Source organism: Aurantimonas sp. NFXS3, from assembly GCF_049132005.1.
GTDB classification, from domain to species: domain Bacteria; phylum Pseudomonadota; class Alphaproteobacteria; order Rhizobiales; family Rhizobiaceae; genus Aurantimonas; species Aurantimonas coralicida.
The window spans coordinates 61,891-82,902 of record NZ_JAGDDZ010000008.1 but is presented as its reverse complement, the minus strand read 5'-3'; the positions used below and the strand labels follow the sequence as shown (position 1 = coordinate 82,902).

The following is a 21,012-nucleotide window of genomic DNA, read 5'->3' as shown; positions in this document are numbered from 1 at the left end:
GCGCCGGCACTGATCCGGCGTCACGCACAGGAGTTCAGGGCGATGCTGCGATCCGCGACGATCTCGGGAGTGGTGCTGGCCATGCTGGCCGTCGGGGCGGGCACCGCGCCTGCCAATGCCGCCGAAGTGTGCGGCCTCGATCCCAATGGCGACTATTACCTGTCGGTCCGCGAAGGCCCGGGCTCGCGCTATCCGGAACTGACCCGGCTGGGGCAGCGGACCTATGTCGACATCATCGATTCAAATGACGACGGGTCCTGGTACGTCGTCGAGGCCGATGGCGAGCCGACCGGCTGGGTCTATGCCGGCTATATCTGCCAGTAGGCGCCGGTTCCCGGGCTCAGCAACAAGCGCCCGTCGGATTGATCGCGACAAGCCGGCCCAGCAGCGCCCGCCGAGAGGGGCGCTGCAGGGGCAGGGCATTACACCACGCGCAGGTCGTCGTAGGACACCATGACGTGCTCGCGATAGGCCGGGCGCTCGGTGAGGCCGGCGTAGTAGCGTTCGATGGCGGGGTGCGACGGCCGGTCGATGGGCAGGTCGTAATAGCGGTAGAGCAGGTGTCCGAACTGCAGGTCGGCGAGGGTGAAGTCCTTGCCGGCGATGTAGCCGTGTTCGGCGATGCGCGCCTCGGCGATGTCGAAGCGCGGCTTGAGCGCCTGTACCGCCGCGGCGATGGCGGCGGCGTTGCGGTCGGCCTCCGGAACCCGGACGATCTGCCAGAACACCGGGCCGCTGAAATTCAGCCAGATGTTGAGCTTGGCCCATTCGGCCCATTTGTCGATCTGGGCGCGGGCCGAGACGTCGTCCGGCCAGAACGGCGCGGCACCGTAGCGGCTGGCGAGATAGCGCAGGATCACGGCGGATTCGAACAGCGGCTCGTCGTCGCCATCCTTCAGCACCGGCACGAGACCATTGGGGTTCATCGCCCGGTATTCCGGCGTGTCGGTGCCGCCGTATTTGTGGCCGGCATCGTGGCGCGTGGCTTGGAGCCCGAGTTCGGCGATGCCCCACATCACCACCTGGACATTCGACGAATTCCGGCGTCCCCATACGGTCAGCATGTGTCTTCCCCTCGCTTGCGATCCCTCGTGGCGCCAGTGATGCGGCAGGGCGTCGCGCTTGGCAACCGCGATGCCGGGGACGGCGCGCCCGGTGCCTCGGCGCGCGCCTGCCGCGGTCAGAAGCGCTCGACGAAGGGGCGCAGCTCGATCTCCCAGCTCCAGGCCGAGCGATGCTGGTCGATGAGCGCCAGATAGGTCCCGGCGATCGCGTCGGGATCGAGCATGGAATCGGGCTGGTCGGCCGGCTCGCTGCGACCCGGATTACGGATCGCGCCGTCGATGACGACGTGGCCGACATGGACGTTCTGCGGATGCAGCTCGCGGGCCATGGACTGGGCGAGACCGCGCAGGGCGAACTTGCCCATGGCGAAGGGGGCCGACCGGGCAAAGCCCTTCACGCCGGCCGAGGCGCCGGTGAACAGGATGGTGCCGTGGCCCTGTGCGAGCATGCGCCGGGCAGCGGCCTGGGCGACGAGGAAGGCGCCATAGGCGGTGACGTCCAGCGCCCGGCGGACCTCGGCGGGATCGAGATCGACCAGCGGGCCGCGCACCCGCGCCGACGGATTGTAGATCGCCACCGCGAGGTCGCCGTCGATGCCGTCCACCTGTTCGAACAGCCGGGACACGGCGGCCGGATCGGCGGCGTCGCAGGTGGCGGTCGTCGCACCCGTCTCGGCTTCGAGATCGGCGAGCTTGTCGGTGTTCCGGGCGGCCAGCACCAGATGATGCCCGCGGGCGGCGAGCTGGCGGGCGAGCGAGGCGGAAAGGCCGTCGCCGACCCCCACGATCAGGGCGATGGACATGGGCTGGCTCCTCGGCAGCGTTGCGGCTGGCGACAAGGATAGGCGAGCGGTGCGCTGTTGCGAGGGAGCGTCTGCCGCGCCTCTTCGCGTCGCGGCCGTTGCTCCGCCTGCTCCGATGGCTTACGTACGGCGCAACTTCTCTTTCCATCTCGATACGGAGCGGCAGCGCGCAATGGCACGCCAGTTCATCTATCACATGTCCGGACTTTCGAAGGCCTACGGCAACAAGAAGGTCCTCGAGAACATCCATCTCTCCTTCTACCCCGACGCCAAGATCGGCATTCTCGGCCCGAACGGCGCCGGCAAGTCGACGCTGCTCAAGATCATGGCCGGCGAGGACAAGGACTTCACCGGCGAGGCCTGGGCCGCCGAGGGCGCGACCGTCGGCTACCTGCCGCAGGAGCCGCATCTCGACGAGTCGAAGACGGTGTTCGAGAACGTCATGCTCGGCGTCGCCGACAAGCAGGCGATCCTCGACCGCTACAACGAACTGATGATGAACTACTCCGAGGAGACCGCGGAGGAGGGCGCCAAGCTCCAGGACGTCATCGACGCCCAGAATTTGTGGGATCTGGAGAACCAGGTGGAGATGGCGATGGACGCGCTGCGCTGCCCGCCGCCGGACGCCGAGATCGCGCCGCTGTCGGGCGGTGAGAAGCGCCGCGTCGCGCTGTGCCAGCTGCTCCTATCGAAGCCCGACATCCTGCTGCTCGACGAGCCGACCAACCATCTCGATGCCGAGACGATCCTGTGGCTGGAAAAGCACCTGCGCGAGTACGAGGGCTCGGTGCTGATGATCACCCATGATCGCTACTTCCTCGACAACGTCACCGGCTGGATTCTCGAGCTCGATCGCGGCCATGGCGTGCCCTACGAGGGCAACTACTCGGTCTATCTGGAGAAGAAGCAGAAGCGCATGCAGCAGGAGGGCCGCGAGGACGACGCCCGCATGCGTGCCATCACCCGCGAGCGCGAGTGGATCCAGCAGGGCGCCAAGGCCCGCCAGACCAAGTCGAAGGCGCGTATCCGCGCCTATAACGAGCTGGTCGAGGCCGCCGAGAACCGCAAGCCGGCCGACGGCAAGATCGTCATCCCGACCGGCGAGCGCCTCGGCAACCGGGTGATCGAGGTCGAGAACCTGACCAAGAGCTACGGCGACCGGGTGCTGATCGAGAACCTCTCCTTCAAGCTGCCGGCCGGCGGCATCGTCGGCATCATCGGCCCGAACGGCGCCGGCAAGTCGACGCTGTTCAAGATGCTCACCGGCCAGGAGAAGCCCGACAGCGGCGAGATCAAGATCGGCGAGACCGTCGATCTCGGCTATGTCGATCAGAGCCGCGACGACCTGACGCCGAACAACACCGTCTGGGAGGAAATCTCCGGCGGCGTCGACATCATGAAGCTCGGCAAATACGAGATGAACAGCCGCGCCTATGTCGGCAACTTCAACTTCAAGGGCCCGAACCAGCAGCAGAAGGTCGGCACCCTGTCGGGCGGCCAGCGCAACCGCGTGCACCTCGCCAAGATGCTGAAGTCCGGTTCCAACGTCATCCTGCTCGACGAGCCGACCAACGATCTCGACACCGAGACGCTGACGGCGCTGGAAGATGCGCTGGAGGAATACGCCGGCTGCGCCGTGGTCATCAGCCATGACCGCATGTTCCTCGACCGGCTGGCGACGCACATCCTCGCCTTCGAGGGCGACAGCCATGTCGAATGGTTCGAGGGCAATTTCGAGGATTACGAGCAGGACAAGATCCGCCGCCTCGGCCCCGAGTCGGTCAATCCGAAGCGTCCGACCTACAAGCGCCTGACGCGCTGACGGGTTCGCGCCGGTCCGGTTTTCGGAAGGGAGCCGGACCGGCGTACGGGACCGGACGGTTAACAGGGTGTTAGCCGGCTATCGGTCGCGGTTGTGTCCTGCTATTTTGTCCTCGCGCAATGGGCGCGAGGGAGGGCAGCCGTGATGAACAGACGTCTATCCACGATCGCGACCCTCGCCGGAGCGGGGCTTCTGATCCTCTGCCATGCGGGTGCGCAGGCTAAGCCCGCCGACTGCTACAGCTCCGACGACGGCTATTTCGACTGCGACTTCCAGATGACCGATTCGGCCGGCAGCTTCACCATCACCGGGCCGGACGTAACCTATATCCTCGTCATCGATAGCCCGGGCTACGCCTCGGGCTTCGTCAATCTGGGCCATCGCAACGTTCCCCTGCCGGGCACCTATGTGCGCGAGCGCGGCGACCCGGCCTGCTGGTCGAGCGCCGCGACCGATACGCGCATCTGCGCCTGGTAAGGTTTTGTTCGCGCTGTCGCTTCCCTGTGAAGATTCATCATGGCATCAGCAACCAAATGGCAGGGATGGCATTTTAGGATGACGGGGGACGAGGGGTGGAATAACGGTGCATTGCGGCGCCGGTGTCCGTCCGGCCTCCATTGAAGACGAGACGAATTCGCACGGCGCCGGCCTCCCGGGTCGCCTGCCGTCAACAAGGGCGCGGATGTGCCGACAGACAAGCCGAACCCCACCAAGGTGTCCGCCCGATACCGTCCGACATCTCCTCACGATCCGGCCGGACCGGGGCGCGGACCCGACGGGATGACGGGCATGGATTGCAGGTCCTCCGCGCTGGCATGAACGATCTCGTCTTCGCCCATATCTTCGACGTGCTTCCCAGCCCCTACATGGTGCTGGACCGGGAGCTGCGATACGTCTCGGTCAACCGCGCCTATGAGCAGGCCGTGCTGAAGCAGCGCGAGGAACTCGTCGGCCGGCAGCTGTTCGACCTGTTTCCCAATGAGGGCGAGAGCGGCCGGCGGCTGCGGGCGTCCTTCGCCGAGGTCCTGGAGACCGGCGAACCCGACACGATCGCCTTCATTCCCTACGAGATTCCGCGGCCGCAATCGGAAGGCGGCGGCGTCGAGGAACGCTACTGGACCGCCACGCACACGCCGATCCTGGACGATGACGGCGCGGTCGCCTTCATCGTGCAGAACACCGTCGACGTGACCGAGATCGTGCGGCTGAAACAGGCGAGCACCGTGCCGAGCGCCGCCGTGCCGGGCGAACTGGCGCTGCTGCGCAATGCCCGCGAGGTCGAGGAGGCCTATCAGGAGACCCGCTCCGAGAGCGAGGAGTTCCGCCGGCTGTTCCGGCAGGCGCCGGGCATGATCGCGGTGCTGCAGGGACCCGACCATGTCGCCGTCTTCGCCAATGACAGCTATGCCCGCTTCGTCGGCCATCGCGACGTGATCGGCCTGCCGATCCGGGAGGCGCTGCCCGAAGTGGCGGGGCAGGGCTTCTTCGAGATGCTCGACGCGGTCTATGCCGACGGCAAGTCCTTCACCGGCGAGGGCGTGCGCCTGCTCATCCACGGCGAGGGCGACGAGGGGCTGAGCGAGACCTTCATCGATTTCACCTACAATCCGATCCGCGATGCCGAAGGCCGCGTGACCGGCGTCTTCGTGCAGGGTGCCGACCGGACCGACGCGATCCGCGCCGCCGATCGCCAGCGGCTCTTGATCGACGAGCTCAATCACCGGGTGAAGAACACGCTCTCCACCGTCCAGTCCATGGCGCGCCAGAGCTTCCGCAAGCTGCCGCAGGCCCAGGAGGCGCGGGCCGCCTTCGACGCGCGCATCCTGGCGCTGAGCCACGCCCACAATGTACTGGCCGAGCGGCGCTGGGAGGCCGCGGGGCTCCGCGTGCTGCTGCGCCAGGAGCTGTCGCCATTCCCGCGCAGCCAGGTCACCATGTCCGGGCCGGAGGTGCATCTGACCGCCCGCTCGGCGATCGCGCTGAGCATGGTGTTCCACGAGCTGGCCGCCAATGCGGCCGCCTACGGCGCGCTGTCCAGCGACGAGGGCGAGCTGGTGGTGAGCTGGCAGGTCGCCGGCGAAGGCGCCGGCCGCCATCTGTCCATCGCCTGGACGGAGACGGCCGGAGCGCCGGTTTCCGCGAACCCGCTCGTCGAGGGGTTCGGCATGCGCATGCTGCACCGTGTGGTCGAAGGCGAACTATCCGGTACGCTGTCCCTTGACCTTGCCTCCGGCGGCCTCATCTGCCGTATCGAACTGGCCCTGTCCGAGGTGGAGGAATTTGCAAGCACAGCCGCATAACACTGCTCGTGACGTCGCCGGACTGAAGGTGTTCGTGGTCGAGGACGAGAGCCTCGTCGCCATGCAACTGGAAGACATGCTGTTCGACCTCGGCTGCAAGGTTGTCGGACTGGCCATGCGGCTGAAGCGCGCCCATGACATGCTGGATTCCGGCATGGCGATCGACGTGGCCATTCTCGACGTCAATATCGGCGGCGAGAAGATCTATCCGGTCGCCACGCGGCTGCGGGAGGCCGGCATTCCGATCGTCTTCGCCACCGGCTACGGCCGCGAGGGGCTGGAGACCGAATGGCGGGTTTGCCCGGTGCTGCAGAAGCCCTACAGCGCCAGCCAGATCGAGCATTCCATCCTGGCCGTCACCGACTGAAAACAACCGGTTCGCGTCCAGGCGGGCGCCAAGGGCGAAGGCGGGAGCCATGCGCTCCCGTGCCGTGTCCTGTCAGGAGCTGCTCCCCGAGCCTGCGAGCTCAGTGGGCGTTTCGCCATATTCCGCAAAGGCTTGGCGCAGGATCGTGACAGACGAGGTGAGGAACAGGCCGGCCATGACCGCGGCAACCGCGAGGTCGGGCCAGGCCGAGCCCGAACCCCAGACGCCGAGGGCGGCGACCATCACCACTACATTGCCGATCGCGTCGTTGCGCGAGCACAGCCAGACCGAGCGCACATTGGCGTCGCCGTCCTTGTAGCGCATCAGGAGGCCGACCGAGGCCAGGTTGGCGGCGAGCGCCAGCAGCCCGATCAGCCCCATGATCTGGGCGCTGGGAACGCCGAGCACCAGCACCTGATAGGCCGTCGAGCCGAACACCCACAGCGCCATCAGGCTGAGCGAGACGCCCTTGAACAGGGCCGCCGAGGCGCGGATCTTCAGGCTCGCGCCGATGACCGCCAGGCTGAGGCCGTAGGTCAGCGTGTCGCCGAGGAAGTCCAGCGCATCGGCCATGAGCGCCTGCGACCCGGCGATGCGGCCGGCGCCCATCTCGACGAGGAACATCGCGCCATTGATGGCGATGACCGTCCACAGGATGCGCTTGTAGCGCGGATCGACGCCGTCGAAGACGGGCACGCCGCCCGAGCAGCCGCAGGCGGCGGTCGGTGCCGGTTCGGCCGCGGCGGGCTCGGTCGGGGCGGCGGGTGTGGCGGTGCTGGCGCAGCAATGGTCGGCCATCGCGGGGCTCCTTTTCATGCGTTCGGCGCGACCCTACAATCTCCAGTGACTAGAGAAGCAAGGGTGAAATCCGATGAATCTCGCAATCGGCGACTTGTCGCGCCGCACCGGGGTGAAGATCCCGACGATCCGCTACTACGAGGAGATCGACCTGCTGCCGGCGCCGCCGCGCAGTGCCGGCAACCGGCGGCTTTATGGCGAGGCGCATCTGCGCCGCCTCGGCTTCGTGCGCCATGCGCGCGAACTCGGCTTCGACATCGAGGCGATCCGCGAGCTTCTCGACCTGGCCGGTCATCCGACGCGGCCCTGCGCCAAGGCGGACGAGATCGCCACCGAGCACCTCGCCGACATCGACCGAAAGATCGCGCGGCTGACCGCGCTGCGGGCCGAGGTCGCGCGCATGACCCGCTGCCGGAACGAGACGGTCGAGCAATGCCGGGTGATCGAGGTGCTGGCCGATCACGACCAGTGCCTGGCGGACAGCCATCCGGCCCCCTGACGCGGGCGGCTGGCGGAACTGGGCCGGGCAGCAGGGCGCCGCGATTGTTTGGGGCCTCTGGCGGGAAGGCGCGCGGCCTATTCGTCGGCGGTGCCGGTCAGCAGCATGACGAACTGGCGTTCGCCGAGGTCGAGGCCGGCGACGCGGGCGCCGGGATGGCGGGCCCGCAGCGCGGCGTGCCGTGCGGGCTCGGCCAGCAGCATCAGATGCAGGCCCGCGGCCGCGAACTGCGCGTGCAGGGCCTCGTCGATGCTGGCCTCGCCGGGCAGGGCGACCACCGCGAGGACGAAGGCGCGGCGCAGCATGCGGTCGCGCGCCGCCTCCACGCTGGCGACGCGGCTTGCGCGGGCTCCGGCGGCGTCGAGCGCATTGGCGGTGCGAAGGCCCCGCGCCGCGTCGGGGTCGAGGACAAGCACGTCCCGGCCGGCGAGGAGGTTCGCCCAGCTGAAGTCGTCGAATGTGTCGAGACCGGTCGTCATCCGGCCATGAGATCACTCCCCTAGCGTACCGGCAAGCGCGGCGGCTTACGCCCGGCAGACGGCCGCCTGCCGCATGCGGGGCGGAACCCGAAACGCCATGCGGGGCTTTCTGCACGGTGAACGGCGCCCTGCGCGGCGAGACTGAACGGAGACGACATGGACGCCTTTGTCCGCAGCATGATGGAAACGCTCGGCCCCTTCGGCATCGCGCTCCTGATGTTCCTGGAAAACGTCTTTCCGCCGATCCCCTCCGAACTGATCATGCCACTGGCTGGCTACCAGTCGGCGAGCGGGCAGATGTCGCTGGTCACGGTGATCCTCGCCGGCACGGTCGGGTCGCTCCTCGGCGTCATCCCCTGGTACTATGCCGGCCGCTTCGTCGGCGAGCGCCGGCTGAAGCGCTTCACCGAGCGCCACGGCCGCTGGCTGACCATGGCCCCGGAGGATGTCGATGCCGCCGACCGCTGGTTCCGCAAATACGGCATCGCCGCCGTGCTGTTCGGTCGCCTGGTTCCGGCGGTGCGCACGCTGATCTCGGTGCCGGCCGGCATCGCGAAGATGTCCTTCCTCACCTTCCTGGTCTTCTCCGCCATCGGCAGCGCCGCCTGGACGACGCTTCTTGCCTATGCGGGCTATGCGCTCGGCCAGAATTACGAGGCGGTGGAATCCTATGTCGGGCCGGTTTCCAACGCCGTGCTCATCGCCATTGTCGGCTTCTACATCTATCGTGTCGCCACCTTCGACCGCAGCCACACGCGGGCGGAGACCACCGACGATTCGCCGCGCTAGGCGGGCCGTCTCCGCCAACACGATGCCGGACGACACCGACGGATGCAGATGCAACGCACGCGGGCGCGCAAGCTCGCCGCCACGATCGACGGTCTCTTCCGCACACAGGGTGATGGGTTCGCCACCGTGCCGGTCGATCATCTCGACCTCGGCTTCGACGGCATCGACGGCGACCGCCATGGCGGGATGACGCGGCGCTCAGGGGGACGCGAGCCCTGGTATCCGCGCGGCACGCGGATGCGCAACGAGCGCCAGCTCTCGCTGCTGGCTGCCGACGAACTGGCCGAGGCCGCCGCAGCGCTGGACATTCCCAAGATCCGGCCGGAATGGATCGGCGGCAATCTGCTCGTCGGCGGCATTGCGCGTCTCACCTGGCTGCCGCCGCGCACGCTTTTGATGTTCGCCGGCGGCGTGACCCTGCGGATCGACGGCGACAACCGCCCCTGCCGGTCCTCCGGTGCGGCGATCGCGGCACATTACCCGGATCGCGGCGACATAGAGCTGGGTTTCGTGAAGGCGGCCATGCACCGCCGCGGCCTCGTCGCCTGGGTGGAAAAGCCCGGCCGCATCACGGTCGGCGAGGCCGTCGAGGCGCGCATTCCCGAGCAGTGGATCTACGCCTGAACTTCATTCGTCGTCCGTCTCGTCGGCTTCGTCGGCCACGGCGCCGGCATAAGGCTCTTCATCGATGGCGTCGGGGTCGAGATGGCGGGTGGCGCCCCAGCCGTCAAGCACCGCATTGGTGTCGTCGAGGACGAAGAAGCGTGCCGCGTCCTTGTCGTAGCCGTCGTCCATGAGTTCGTCATAGTCGGTATGGGCGTGGCGGATATGGGCGACCGCGGCGAGCCAGACGGCGCGTTCGGGCGGCAGGGAGCGCATGTGCCGGGCGCGCGCCGCCTCGCGGATCGCCTCGGCGTCAATGAAGGGCGCGCGGGGGATCAGGGCGGTGAGGGCGCGGGCAACTCTCTTCTGGCGTTCGGTGGCCAAGGCAGGGTCGGTCCCGTCAGGCCGGCGGCGCGTCGACCGACGCGAGATAGGGCTTGATGTCGAGGAGCGGCGTGCCGTCGAGGACGTCGATGGCATCGATGCCGATGATCCCGGTCTCGCGGTCGAGGGCGACGATCTGCACGAGATGCAGGCCGACCGGATTGGGCCGGACCGGCGAGCGCAGCGAGAAGGTGCCGCGCGGCGCGTCGGCATGGCGCGGCATCTGCAAGGCGAGATCGCGATCCGCCTGGTCGAGCCAGGTCAGGAGCAGCACCCATTGCCCGGCGCCCAGACCCGCAAGGCCCTCGCGCCAGCGCGGTTCGAGCCGGATTTCGGCGGGTTGGCCCGCCTCGCGGGCGCGGCCGACATTCTTCGGGCATTGCGATCGCTCGGTCCAGGGCGAGCAGATGCGGCCGATGAAGACCAGTCCGGCATCGTCATAGGCCGGCGTGGGCCCCTCGAAGCGGCGCTCGCCGGGCCGCGCGACGGTGGCGTCCGGGGCGGCCGAGGAAACGGGAGGCGGCGTCATGGCGCTGCGACGGCCATCGGGGCGGGGCGGGCGCTCCGACCATTCGTCAGCGGCGCATGGTATCGCTTGCATCGGTCCGTATTTTCACATAAAGATATCTTTATATCGAAATCGAGACGGAACATGCTGGACATTCAGAAGCTCTCCTTCGGCCGACTGGTCGATGCCCTCAAGGCGGTCGCCGAGCCGACCCGCCTGCGGCTCGTCCTGCTTCTGGCGCGAAGCGATCTGACGGTCAGCGACCTTACCGCGATTCTCGGCCAGTCACAGCCACGCATCTCGCGGCACCTGAAGCTCCTGGTCGAATCCGGCGTCCTGACCCGCTACCAGGAAGGCGCCTGGGCCTATTTCCGCCTGTCGGAGGAGGCGAGTGTCTCCGGTCTCGTCCATGCCGTTCTGAACTGGGCCGACGAGGCCGATCCGGTGGTGGAGCGCGACAGCGAGCGGCTCGATGCCGTCCGGGTCGAGCGCGCCCGCCGCGCCGCGGACTATTTCGCCCGCAATGCCGGAAGCTGGGACACGATCCGGGCGCTGCATGCCTCGGACGCCGAAGTCGAGCAGGCGCTTCTCGCCGCGCTCGGCAACAAGCGCATCGGCACGCTGCTCGATGTCGGCACCGGCACCGGCCGCATGCTGGAGGTGCTGGCGCCGCGCTGCGAGCGCGCGGTCGGCATCGACGCCTCGCGCGAGATGCTGGCGATCGCCCGGGCCAAGCTCGACAGTGCCGGGATCGGCAATGCCGTCGTGCGCCAGGGCGAGGCCTATCACCTGCCGGTCGAGCGTCAGGCCTACGACCTCGTCACCATCCACCAGGTGCTGCATTACCTGGAAGACCCGCAGGCCGCCGTGGCCGAGGCGGCCCGGGCCGTCGCGCCGGGCGGCCGCCTGGCGATCATCGACTTTGCGCCGCACGAGCTGGAATTCCTGCGCGCCGAGCATGCGCATCTGCGCCTGGGCTTTTCCGACGACACGCTGGCCGGCTATCTGGACGATGCCGGCCTCGAACTGGTGTCCCTCGACCATCTCGTCTCCAGCGGATGCGAGACCGGCGAACTCACCGTGACCATCTGCATCGCCCGGGACCCCCGCCTGCTCGTGGCAGGCGACGGCCCGAACCGCACAACCCTCGTCAGCTGATAGAGAGCCCCGTCATGAGCCAGACCCCGCCGCTTGCCGGTTCCGGACTTCGCGTATCCTTCGAGTTCTTCCCGCCGAAGACCGAGAAGATGGAAGAGAATCTCTGGCGTTCGATCGAGCGCCTCGCGCCGCTCGGCCCCAGCTTCGTCTCGGTGACCTACGGTGCCGGCGGCTCGACCCGCGAGCGCACCCACCAGACGATCGAGCGGATCCTTAAGGAGACCACGCTGACCCCGGCCGCGCATCTGACCTGCGTCGATGCCTCCCGGGAAGAGGTCGACGAGGTGGTGCGCCAGTACTGGGAGACCGGCGTGCGCCATTTCGTGGCGCTGCGCGGCGACGGGCAGAACGGCGTCGGCGGCAAATATGTCCCGCGCGAGGACGGCTATCGCAACGCCGTCGAGCTGGTCGCCGGGCTGAAGGCCTTCGCCGATTTCGAGATCTCCGTCGCGGCTTATCCGGAGAAGCATCCGGAAAGCCCGGACTTCGCTACCGACATCGACCTGTTGAAGCGCAAGGTCGACAATGGCGCGACCCGTGCGATCACCCAGTTCTTCTTCGATAACGACGTCTTCGAGCGCTACGTCGAGCGGGTGCGCCGGGCCGGCATCTACATTCCGATCGTCCCGGGCATCGTGCCGATCCACGACTTCGTCAAGGTCGCGCGCTTCTCCAACGCCACCGGCGCCAAGATCCCGTCCTGGCTGGCCGAGCGTTTCGACGGGCTGGAGGAAGATCCGCAGACCCGCAGCCACGTGGCGGCAGCGGTCTGTGCCGAGCAGGTGCTGGACCTGCAGAAGCGCGGCCTGTCGGACTTCCATTTCTACACGATGAACCGGGCCGACCTGGTCTATTCGATCTGCCACATCCTCGGCATGCGGGCCGGAACGGCCGCCGCTCCCAAGAGCGAGGCCGCCGCGGCCTGAGCAGCCGCGGCCGAAAGACATCGACCGAAACGAGAAAAGCCGGGGCAGGGCCCCGGCTTTTTTGTCGATGGGGCACCGTCACGCGCCCGTCGGACGGATGGGATCAGGGCACGACGCCGATCACCATGGCTCCGACGAATGCAAACGCGGCACAGATCATCAGCAAATTCAGCGGACGCGTCAGTTCCATTTGCATTGCCTCCTCGTTGACGGACAACACGAAGAGTAACGGCGTGACACAGTGGGTAAATGCGAATTCGTCGCTGCACTGCGGCAGCGCGGCGCGCCAAATCCCCGCAGCCCCTATGGGCGCGGCGATGCACTGCGCCATCCGGCCTGTGTTTTTTTGGGACAGTGGCGAAGGCGCGAGCCGCTGCGTGTAGCCGGGTCGGGCCTTCCGGGGAGGGTCTGAGCCAAAGGAAGGCCAGCGTGATCAGGCGATTGGCGCCGGTCGTGGCCTCACGGCACAGCGAAGCGGCGCGCGGGCCCCCAAACGGGGCGAATGTGGCGAAGCTGCCAGATTTGGGAATAGTCCCGATCGGAGACGCCGCCGGGGGACAGCGGCGTCGCGACGATCAGGGAAAGAGGACGATCGCGCCGACGGTGGTGATGCCGCCGAGCATTCCGAAGAACACGACGGTGCCGAAGATGGTGACCAGAGTCTCGATCCGCATGTGGGGTTCCCCTCGTTGATATGCGGGGTGTGAACGGCACTGCAGCACTTCGGTTCCCGTATTTGCGGACGGTCGGTGGGTTCGTGGTGAATCCTCAGATCGCCAGCCGCTCGCCCAGCATGGCGGCGATGGCGAGCGCCCGCGCGTCGCGCCCGAAACGCGTGACGATGGTTAGGCCCACCGGCAAGCCGTTGGCGGCGTGCAGGCCCGGCACGTTGACGCAGGGATTGCCGGTGATGGTCCACAGCTTGTTGAACATCGCGTCGCCGGTCGAGCGGAGGCTGTGTGGTGCCGCGCCGATCGCGGAGGGCACCAGCAGGGCGTCGGCATTCTCGAACAGGGTGGTGGCGGCCTTGCGGCCGATCCGGGCCGTGCGCCGCGCATTGTCGTATTCTTCCGGCGTCACGCTCGCGCCGTGGTCGAGCTGTTCCAGCACCTTCGGGCCCATCAGGGCGCGGTGCCGGGTGCGCTCGTGGAACAGCGCCTGCGCCGCCTCGAAATTCTGCAGCGGCGCGTGGATCTCGCGGGCCGCCGAGAGCGAGGCCGGCTCGGCGATCTCGATCAGCTTCGCCCCGGCCGCCTCGATGACGCGGGCGGCCGTGTCCCAGGCGGCGGCCATGTCGGGCTCGAGCAGGTCGTCGACGGCCGAGCGGTAAAGGCCGATGGTGAGCCCCAAGGCGTCGGCGGGCGGCGTGTCGGCCAGCGGCCGGCCGCTGATCAGCGCGGCGAGCAGCGCGACGTCGGGCACCGTGGCGGCGAAGAAGCCGACCGTGTCGAGCGACCAGGAATAGGTCTTCACGCCGACCGTCGGGAACAGGCGGAAGCTCGGCTTGTAGCCGGCGACGCCGCAGAAGGAGGCCGGGCGGATGACCGAGCCGCCGGTCTGGGTGCCGCAGGCGCCGGCGAGGTAGCCGGCGGCAACCCCCGCCGCCGAGCCGGAGGAGGAGCCGCCCGGCGTGTGGTCCTGATTGTGCGGATTGCGGGTCGGGGTCGGATCGAGCGAGGCGAATTCGGTGGTCGCGGTCTTGCCGACGATGGCCGCGCCCTGGGCCCGCGCCAGCGCGATGACCGGGGCATCGGCGGCCGGCTGGTGGCCGCGATAGATCGCCGAGCCGTGCTCGGTCGGCATGTCGAAACTGTCGAAGACATCCTTGGCGCCGAAGGGCACGCCGGCCAGCGGACCTTTGGTCGCCGCCGCCTCGGCGCGCGAGGCTTCGGGTGCGCGGTGGGTGAACACCCCGAGCGTGCCGTCGCCCGCGTCGATCCGCTCGTTGGTCGCGGCCAGCACCGCCTGCGGCGTCGTGCGCCCGGTCTCAATGTCGCGGACGATGTCGGTCAGGCGAAGCGGGGCGGCGGGCATGGCGATGGTTCCTATTGGCGGGTGTCCCTGTTTAGAGCGCTGTCCGGCTGTCGGACAAGCGCCCCTGTGAGTGGGCGGGCGAGCCGGCTGTCCGCCGCCGGAATGGCCGGTCTTGTGGGCCGGTCCGCAGGCCGGCCACGGGCAGGGGCGCTGACAACGCCGATCCATGCTCTAGTTGCGCCGCGATGACGGGCAGTGCGGGTGATTCCCTTATCCGCAGTTCGTCCGACCCGTCCCGTGACCCGAGCGTCACCCGTGGAGAACCGCCTGTTGCAGACCTTCAAGTCCGCCAAGGATGCCGCCCTGACGCTTCGGCCCGACGTGCCGGTCTATTGCTTCCGTCCCGCCGTCCTGACCGCCGATGCGGAGCGCTTCATGGCGGCGTTTCCCGGCGACACCGCCTATGCGGTGAAGACCAATGGCGAGCCGATGGTGCTGGAGACGCTGAGCCGGGCCGGCGTGCGCATCTTCGACGTCGCCTCGCCCGGCGAGTTCGAGGCCGTGCGCGCCGCCCAGCCGGATGCCGAGATGCTCTACATGCATCCGGTGAAGGCCCAGTCCGACATCCGCCTGGCGCTGGAGACCTACGGTATCCGGGTGATGTCCCTCGACCACGAGGACGAGGTGGTGAAGATCCTGCGCGTCGTGCGGGCGCTGGATCTCGATCCCGGCAAGATCACCCTGTTCATCCGCATCCAGACCAAGGGCAGCGCCGCCTACGAGCTGTCGAAGAAGTTCGGCGCGGCGCCGGCCCATGCGGTGGAGCTCCTGCAGCGCTGCCACCGGATCGGCTTCAAGGTCGGCATCTGCTTCCATGTCGGCTCGCAGATCGAGGACCCGGACACCTACGAGCGGGCGCTCGCCTCGGCCGACTGGGTGCGCAACCGGGCCGACGTGCCGCTGGCCGGCATCGATGTCGGCGGCGGCTTTCCGGCCGAATACGGCCACGACCCGCGCCGCAAGAAGAAGGAGATGCCGGGTTTCGGTCAGATCATGTCACGCCTGACCTCCGACATGGAGGAATGGGGCTTTTCGGACATGCCGATGGTCGCCGAGCCGGGCCGGGTGGTCGTCGCGCGGGCCTTCTCGCTCATCGTGCGGGTGCTGCTGCGCAAGGGCAAGCGGCTCTACATCAATGACGGCATCTGGGCGTCGCTGTCGGATTCCTGGACCGGCAAGATCACCCTGCCGGCGCGCTTCATCCCCGATCCGGCCCGCCAGAGCCGCAATGGCGACCCGGCGAACATCCAGGCCTTCAAGGTCTGCGGCGCCACCTGCGACAGCGTCGACATCCTGTCGCGGCCGTTCTGGCTGCCGGAAACCGTCGACACCGGCGACTGGATCGAGATCGGCCATATCGGGGCCTATTCCCTCTCCCTGCGCACCCGCTTCAACGGCTTTTACCCCGACACCTTCGTCGAGGTGGAAACGCCCTTCGACCATGGCGACGCGGCCGAGAGCTACGCCAGCCTGGAGACCATGGCTGACTGACTGATCAATCAAGAGGGGCGGCGCGAGGGAATTCTTAAGTGTCGCGCTCTAGAAATGTGGCGTGATCGCGACCGAGGAACCGTGACCCGCCATGCCGACTGACGTGCCGAGCCTGCCCAGCGTCGAAACCGCCGCGACAGATCCGGCGGCGTGCGGGGCGTGTGCTACGGTGCGGCGCCCGATGCCGGGCGGGGAGGCGCCCCGATGATCTATCGCGGGAACAGCAGCGCGCGCATCGCGCGCCTGTCTTCGGCGCTCGAGGCCACCTCGCGCCTGTTGCGCCAGAAGAACACCCAGCTCGCGCACATGACCAAGATCTTCGACCGGGCGTCCGAGGCGGCGCGGATGGGCGTGTGGGAATGCGCCTTGCCGCAGAACACGCTGCGCTGGACCGACGTCGTCTACGATCTCTACGACTTGCCGCGCGGCGCGCCGCTCGACCGCGACACGATCCTCAAATGCTATCCGGAAAAGTCCCTGCGGATCCTCGAGGAGATCCGCAGCGAGGCGATCGCCACGCGCGGCGGTTTCGGCCTCGACGTCGAGATCACCACCGCCACCGGTCGCCACCGCTGGATCCGCATCACCGCCTCGGTGGAGTGCGAGAACGGCGAGCCGGTCCGCATCTTCGGCTTCAAGCAGGACATCACCGAAGAGAAGCTGCTGGCCGACAAGATGCGCTATCTGGCCGAATATGACGTGATGACGGGGCTCGCCAATCGCAGCCAGTTCCAGAGCCGGCTGGTCGATCTGGCGGGCACGACGGCCGGCGACCGTGCCGTCGGCGCGCTGCTGCTGATCGATCTCGACGGCTTCAAGGCGATCAACGACACCTATGGCCACGCGTTCGGGGACGAGTGCCTGAAGGCGACGGCGGCCCGGCTGCGGCAGGTCTGCGACGATGCCGAACTGGTCGCCCGCGTCGGCGGCGACGAGTTCGCCGTGCTGCTCGGCAGCCATCTCGATGCGGCCGCCGCCGAAACCCTCGCCGCGACCATCGTCGACCTCCTCAACGGTCCTGTCGCCGACGCCACGGCGTCCGATCTCGGCGCCTCGGTCGGCATTGCCATGGCCGAAGCCGGGATGGAGCCGGACACGCTGTTCTGCCGCGCCGATTCGGCCCTTTACGCCGCCAAGGCGTCCGGCCGGAAGACCTACCGGATGTTCAGCCAGACCATGCAGAACCCGCTGCGCTCGCGGGCGGCCTGACCGGCCCGGCGCTCTCGTGAGCGCCTCATCCCCATCACATCCCACCGCATGCCTGAGCCAGCCCGCCATGTGCTGCCCGGCCGAAGCCCGGCCGCAGGGCCTCGTGCCGGGCCGCGCGGCGCCCCATATGCAGAGCCGGCGACGAAACCAACGGAGACGACCATGTCGATGAAGCGCGATTTCCCGGACCTTCCGCCGGTCTGGGCCTCCGGCTTTCTCATCGCCGAGGTCGTGGCGGCATCGGTGCTGCCGATCGCCGTCTTCGTGTCGGCGCCCGCGACGCTGATCGGCATCGCGCTGATCGTGGCGGGCGTCCTCCTCGCGGCATGGTCGGCCCTGTGGTTCCGGCGCAAGCGCACCTCGATCGAGCCGCGGGACGTGCCGAAGGCGCTGATCGTCGAGGGCCCGTTCAGGATCAACCGCAACCCGATCTATACGGGCATGGCGCTGGTGCTCGTCGGGCTCGCGTTCTGGATCGGCGCCCTGTCCGCCGTGGCGATCGCCCTCGTCTTTCCCTTCGTGATCACCGCCCGCTTCATTCGCGGCGAGGAGGCGGCCCTGCGGTCGGCCTTCGGCGCCGAGGCGGAGGCCTATATCGCTCGCACCAGGCGGTGGTGACACCGGTGCGGCGTCAGGCAGCGGCGGTCTCGGCGATGCGATTGCGGCCGCCGTTCTTGGCCCGGTAGAGGTTGGCGTCGGCCGCACGCATCAGCCGGTCGAAACTGGCTTCGCCTTCGGCGGAATGGGCGATGCCGGCACTGAGCGTCAGCCCGAAGCTGCCGTCATCCGCCGCAATCCGCGCAGCCGCGACGGTGGCCCGCACCCGGTCCGTCAGCATGAAGGCCTCGGTCGGGGTGACACCAGGCAGGATGGCCGCGAATTCCTCGCCGCCGATCCGCGCGACGAAGTCCTGCTGGCGGAGCACCGAGGGGCAGATGTGGGCGCAGCGCTTCAGCCCCGCGTCGCCGGCGGCATGGCCGTAGCGGTCGTTGATGCTCTTGAAATGATCAAGATCAAAGACGACCAGCGCGAAATGGCTGCGGTCCCGCAGCGCCTTCTCCAGCCGCTGCTCGAAGGCGCGGCGATTGGGCAGTCCGGTCAGGGCATCGTGCATTGCCGCGTGGCGCAGGTCCCTCGCCATCCGCTCATAAGCGATCGACAGGACGAAGGCGCCGCTGGCGGTGGTGTGGATCACCGCGATCAGCAGATGGATCTGCAGCACGCTGTCGAAGACCAGATGTGCAGTCTCTGCGGTATGGGCGTTGATGCCCTGCGCGATGCGACCGGCGAAGGATAGCGCCATGACGCCATAGGCGATGAGCAGGCCGTAGCGTGAAGGGAGGCCAGTCTCGCGATCGGTGTAAAACTCCCAAGCCGTCGCGGCGGCGAACAGCATCAGAATGGCATTTACGGTGTAATAGGCCACGGGATAGTCGAACCAGCCGGGAAGAGCGAACATGGTCGCAACGACCAGTGGCGGCAGGACGAGCAGGGACCAGTAGACCCGACGCCGGGCGAACAGGCGGGCCGCCGTCCAGCGCAGCCCGAAGCCGATGACCAGCAGGCTGTTGGGCAGCGCGAGGCCGAAGCTCGGCTCTTCGCCGGGAAAGGCCATGTAGGAGAACAGCGAGGCGGCGATGACGAAGTTCGCGCCGATCCAGGCCGGCCAGTAGGTTTCGTCCGGCTGCTTGCGCCAGGCCGCGTAGAAGGCGAGGCCCATGACGATGAGGATCATGGCATTGGTCAGGAACAGCGTCTGAACATCGACGCCGATATCCATGTCGACCCGCGAATTCATCCCCATCCCCCCACCGGCATCGCGCCCACGCCTGCTCTCGATGGCGATGAGGATGCCATGGGTCGCTTAAGGGATTGCTATGATCCGATCACGGCTTCGTTGACGTTGCTGTGACTAGGCGATGGCGATGCTGGCGAGGGCGCAGGCGAGGACGACCATCCAGGGCGGCGCCTTCCAGACGACCAGTGCCACGAAGCCGGCCAGCGCCAGGGCGAAATCGGCGGGTCCGCGCACGGCGCTGACGAAGACCGGATCGTAGAGCGCCGCACCGAGAATGCCGACGACGGCGGCATTGGCGCCGCGCATGGCGGCCTGCGCCGTGACGCGGCGGCGAAATTCGTCCCAGAAGGGCAGCGCCGCCACGACGAGCAGCAGGCCGGGCAGCGAGATCGCCACCAGTCCGATCACCGCGCCCGGCAGGCCGTAGCCCTGCGGCGAGGCGATGGCGCCGAGATAGGCGGCGAAGGTGAAGAGCGGGCCGGGCACGGCTTGGGCGGCGCCGTAGCCGGCGAGAAAGGCGTCGTCGCTCGCCCATCCCGGCTCGACGACGAAGGCCTGCAGGAGGGGCAGGACGACATGGCCGCCGCCGAAGACCAGCGCGCCGGCCCGGTAGAAGGCGTCGAACAACGCGACGGGACCGGCACCGGTCGTCGCCGGGTCCATGGCGGCGAAGATCGGCAGCAGGATCAGGAGAACGGCGAAGACGGCGAGGGCGACGAGCCCGGCGGTGCGCGAGACGGGGACCATGGGGATCGGCGGCGGCGCCGCCGCGTCCGCGCGGCAGAACCAGAGGCCGGCGAGCCCGCCCATGACGATCGCCGCGATCTGGCCGAGCGAACCGGCCAGCGCGACCACCGCCACGACAGCGACGACCGCGATGGTCGCCCGCGTGCGGTCCGGACAGAGGCTGCGCGCCATGCCGAAGACCGCCTGCGCCACCACGGCGACCGCGACGATCTTCAGGCCATGGACGATCGCCGCGCCGATGCCGCTGTCGAAGGCGGAGGCGCCGGCCGCAAAGAGGATCAGCAGGATGGCCGAGGGCAGGGTGAAGGCGGTCCAGGCCGCCAGCCCGCCCAGCGGGCCGGCCCGCATCAGGCCCAAGGCGAAGCCGACCTGGCTGGAGGCCGGGCCGGGCAGGAACTGGCACAGCGCCACCAGATCGGCATAGCCGGCCTCGTCCACCCAGCGTCGCCGGGTGACGAACTCGTCGCGGAAATAGCCCAGATGCGCGATCGGCCCGCCGAAGGCCGAGACACCGAGTTTCAGGAAGGCGCGGAACACCTCGCCGGGCGAGCCCTGCGGAGCGTGGGCGGGCCGGTCCGATCCGGCGATTGCATCCGCTGCCCGGTCCCCGCGCACTGCCGCATCTGCATCCTTCACCCGTCGTCCCCCGCCTTCGTGGTCGCGGCCAAGGGTGGCACGGATGAATGTCGGCGCGAAGACGCGAAAACGGTCAGGCGCGCTTCGGCGTAATGTCCTTCATCGGCGGATCGCGCAGGGCGTCGCCATAGGCGGTGCCGGCCTCGCCGAAATGGTCGAGGACGATGTCGAGATTGCGCCGGTGCGCCTTGTAGAAGACGTCGAAGACGTCGCCGAGCAGCGGCACGGCGCCGACGGCGAAGTCGATGCCGAGATTGCCGGCCATCTTGACCAGCTTGTGCTTGGGCACGCCGAGGCGCCGGGCTTCGTTGAGAATGTAGATGCCGACGAGGCTGCCTGCGGCGTCGCCGACCCCCGGAATCAGGCCCAGCACGGAATCGCCGCCGAAGCGGATGCCGGTGCCGGGAATGCGGATCGCCGTGTCCATCAGCCGCGCGACCCGGCTGATGCGCGTCAGGCGCCGCTGGTGGTCGGCGTGAAGGGAAGGGTCGGCGGCATTCATGGACGGGTCTCCGGTTCGATGGCTGGTTTCCATATGGGAACGCCCGAGCGGCGAAACAGATGCGTGGGCAGGGTGATAGCGTGATCGCGACCGTC

At 68.3% G+C, this 21,012-nt stretch carries 24 protein-coding genes; 13 read left to right on the top strand and 11 right to left on the bottom strand.

The genetic code is table 11. The features are described from left to right. The first annotated feature begins 42 nt into the window (after window positions 1-42). Window positions 43-324, top strand: coding sequence for an SH3 domain-containing protein (locus J3367_RS19410; RefSeq protein WP_024352042.1), 282 nt, complete (start codon window positions 43-45; stop codon window positions 322-324). A gap of 98 nt (window positions 325-422) precedes the next feature. Here the strand turns inward: J3367_RS19410 and J3367_RS19405 are convergent, their stop codons facing one another. Together J3367_RS19405 and J3367_RS19400 are read right to left on the bottom strand one after the other, a co-directional pair. Next, window positions 423-1,064 carry a glutathione S-transferase family protein gene (locus J3367_RS19405; protein WP_187390526.1) on the bottom strand — a complete coding sequence of 214 codons (642 nt, stop codon included), beginning with the start codon at window positions 1,062-1,064 and terminating at the stop codon, window positions 423-425. Window positions 1,065-1,180: 116 nt separating this feature from the next. Next, window positions 1,181-1,867, bottom strand: coding sequence for an SDR family NAD(P)-dependent oxidoreductase (locus J3367_RS19400; RefSeq protein WP_228239827.1), 687 nt, complete (start codon window positions 1,865-1,867; stop codon window positions 1,181-1,183). Between the two features lie 172 nt (window positions 1,868-2,039). On the opposite strand from J3367_RS19400, the gene ettA reads away from it, so the two are divergent. The 4 genes from ettA to J3367_RS19380 all read left to right on the top strand — a co-directional run bounded on the left by ettA (window position 2,040) and on the right by J3367_RS19380 (window position 6,356). Further along, complete coding sequence (gene ettA, locus J3367_RS19395; protein ID WP_024352039.1) at window positions 2,040-3,689, top strand: energy-dependent translational throttle protein EttA; 1,650 nt, start codon at window positions 2,040-2,042, stop codon at window positions 3,687-3,689. A 144-nt stretch (window positions 3,690-3,833) separates the two neighbouring features. After that, complete coding sequence (locus J3367_RS19390; RefSeq protein ID WP_228239829.1) at window positions 3,834-4,166, top strand: hypothetical protein; 333 nt, start codon at window positions 3,834-3,836, stop codon at window positions 4,164-4,166. Window positions 4,167-4,504: 338 nt separating this feature from the next. Continuing rightward, complete coding sequence (locus J3367_RS19385; RefSeq protein WP_024352037.1) at window positions 4,505-5,989, top strand: sensor histidine kinase; 1,485 nt, start codon at window positions 4,505-4,507, stop codon at window positions 5,987-5,989. Continuing rightward, window positions 5,970-6,356 carry a response regulator gene (locus J3367_RS19380; RefSeq protein ID WP_024352036.1) on the top strand — a complete coding sequence of 129 codons (387 nt, stop codon included), beginning with the start codon at window positions 5,970-5,972 and terminating at the stop codon, window positions 6,354-6,356. The genes J3367_RS19385 and J3367_RS19380 overlap by 20 nt, the downstream gene beginning before the upstream one ends. 72 nt (window positions 6,357-6,428) lie before the next feature. Here J3367_RS19380 and J3367_RS19375 read toward each other — a convergent pair whose 3' ends face one another. Beyond that, the gene (locus tag J3367_RS19375) at window positions 6,429-7,154 is read right to left on the bottom strand and encodes a cation transporter (protein ID WP_024352035.1); all 726 of its coding nucleotides are present in this window, start codon (window positions 7,152-7,154) and stop codon (window positions 6,429-6,431) included. A gap of 73 nt (window positions 7,155-7,227) precedes the next feature. Between J3367_RS19375 and J3367_RS19370 the strand changes: the two genes are divergently transcribed. Further along, complete coding sequence (locus J3367_RS19370; RefSeq protein ID WP_024352034.1) at window positions 7,228-7,653, top strand: MerR family transcriptional regulator; 426 nt, start codon at window positions 7,228-7,230, stop codon at window positions 7,651-7,653. A 77-nt stretch (window positions 7,654-7,730) separates the two neighbouring features. Here the strand turns inward: J3367_RS19370 and J3367_RS19365 are convergent, their stop codons facing one another. Beyond that, the gene (locus tag J3367_RS19365) at window positions 7,731-8,132 is read right to left on the bottom strand and encodes a hypothetical protein (RefSeq protein ID WP_024352033.1); all 402 of its coding nucleotides are present in this window, start codon (window positions 8,130-8,132) and stop codon (window positions 7,731-7,733) included. Between the two features lie 156 nt (window positions 8,133-8,288). Here J3367_RS19365 and J3367_RS19360 point away from each other — a divergent pair, with 156 nt between their 5' ends. Together J3367_RS19360 and J3367_RS19355 are read left to right on the top strand one after the other, a co-directional pair. Next, the gene (locus J3367_RS19360) at window positions 8,289-8,921 is read left to right on the top strand and encodes a DedA family protein (protein ID WP_024352032.1); all 633 of its coding nucleotides are present in this window, start codon (window positions 8,289-8,291) and stop codon (window positions 8,919-8,921) included. A gap of 42 nt (window positions 8,922-8,963) precedes the next feature. Further along, entirely contained in the window at window positions 8,964-9,545 is a 582-nt protein-coding gene (locus J3367_RS19355) for an MOSC domain-containing protein (RefSeq protein WP_024352031.1), read from the top strand. A gap of 3 nt (window positions 9,546-9,548) precedes the next feature. Here the strand turns inward: J3367_RS19355 and J3367_RS19350 are convergent, their stop codons facing one another. After that, entirely contained in the window at window positions 9,549-10,004 is a 456-nt protein-coding gene (locus tag J3367_RS19350; RefSeq protein WP_081651993.1) for a DUF2293 domain-containing protein, read from the bottom strand. Further along, the gene (gene tsaA, locus J3367_RS19345) at window positions 9,925-10,509 is read right to left on the bottom strand and encodes a tRNA (N6-threonylcarbamoyladenosine(37)-N6)-methyltransferase TrmO (RefSeq protein WP_029703709.1); all 585 of its coding nucleotides are present in this window, start codon (window positions 10,507-10,509) and stop codon (window positions 9,925-9,927) included. The genes J3367_RS19350 and tsaA overlap by 80 nt, the downstream gene beginning before the upstream one ends. A 51-nt stretch (window positions 10,510-10,560) precedes the next feature. Between tsaA and J3367_RS19340 the strand changes: the two genes are divergently transcribed. Then, window positions 10,561-11,574, top strand: coding sequence for an ArsR/SmtB family transcription factor (locus tag J3367_RS19340; protein WP_024352028.1), 1,014 nt, complete (start codon window positions 10,561-10,563; stop codon window positions 11,572-11,574). A 14-nt stretch (window positions 11,575-11,588) separates the two neighbouring features. Beyond that, entirely contained in the window at window positions 11,589-12,500 is a 912-nt protein-coding gene (gene metF, locus J3367_RS19335; RefSeq protein ID WP_009210182.1) for a methylenetetrahydrofolate reductase [NAD(P)H], read from the top strand. 103 nt (window positions 12,501-12,603) lie between these two features. Here the strand turns inward: metF and J3367_RS19330 are convergent, their stop codons facing one another. Both J3367_RS19330 and J3367_RS19325 read right to left on the bottom strand, forming a co-directional pair. Further along, on the bottom strand, window positions 12,604-12,831 hold the full coding sequence (locus tag J3367_RS19330; protein ID WP_024352027.1) for a hypothetical protein: 228 nt from the start codon (window positions 12,829-12,831) through the stop codon (window positions 12,604-12,606). Between the two features lie 437 nt (window positions 12,832-13,268). Further along, on the bottom strand, window positions 13,269-14,534 hold the full coding sequence (locus J3367_RS19325; protein WP_024352026.1) for an amidase: 1,266 nt from the start codon (window positions 14,532-14,534) through the stop codon (window positions 13,269-13,271). A 270-nt stretch (window positions 14,535-14,804) separates the two neighbouring features. On the opposite strand from J3367_RS19325, the gene J3367_RS19320 reads away from it, so the two are divergent. From J3367_RS19320 to J3367_RS19310, 3 genes are all read left to right on the top strand, one after another. Further along, window positions 14,805-16,025, top strand: coding sequence for an alanine racemase (locus tag J3367_RS19320; RefSeq protein ID WP_024352025.1), 1,221 nt, complete (start codon window positions 14,805-14,807; stop codon window positions 16,023-16,025). Between the two features lie 204 nt (window positions 16,026-16,229). Then, a complete protein-coding gene (locus tag J3367_RS19315) occupies window positions 16,230-17,234 on the top strand; it encodes a diguanylate cyclase domain-containing protein (RefSeq protein ID WP_024352024.1) in 1,005 nt (334 codons plus the stop codon). Window positions 17,235-17,396: 162 nt separating this feature from the next. Beyond that, complete coding sequence (locus J3367_RS19310; RefSeq protein ID WP_187390537.1) at window positions 17,397-17,852, top strand: methyltransferase family protein; 456 nt, start codon at window positions 17,397-17,399, stop codon at window positions 17,850-17,852. A 13-nt stretch (window positions 17,853-17,865) separates the two neighbouring features. Here the strand turns inward: J3367_RS19310 and J3367_RS19305 are convergent, their stop codons facing one another. From J3367_RS19305 to J3367_RS19295, 3 genes are all read right to left on the bottom strand, one after another. Continuing rightward, window positions 17,866-19,032, bottom strand: coding sequence for a GGDEF domain-containing protein (locus J3367_RS19305; protein WP_024352022.1), 1,167 nt, complete (start codon window positions 19,030-19,032; stop codon window positions 17,866-17,868). Between the two features lie 114 nt (window positions 19,033-19,146). Continuing rightward, a complete protein-coding gene (chrA, locus tag J3367_RS19300; RefSeq protein WP_421462246.1) occupies window positions 19,147-20,367 on the bottom strand; it encodes a chromate efflux transporter in 1,221 nt (406 codons plus the stop codon). Between the two features lie 121 nt (window positions 20,368-20,488). Then, complete coding sequence (locus J3367_RS19295) at window positions 20,489-20,917, bottom strand: DUF4112 domain-containing protein (RefSeq protein ID WP_024352020.1); 429 nt, start codon at window positions 20,915-20,917, stop codon at window positions 20,489-20,491. Window positions 20,918-21,012 lie beyond the last annotated feature (95 nt).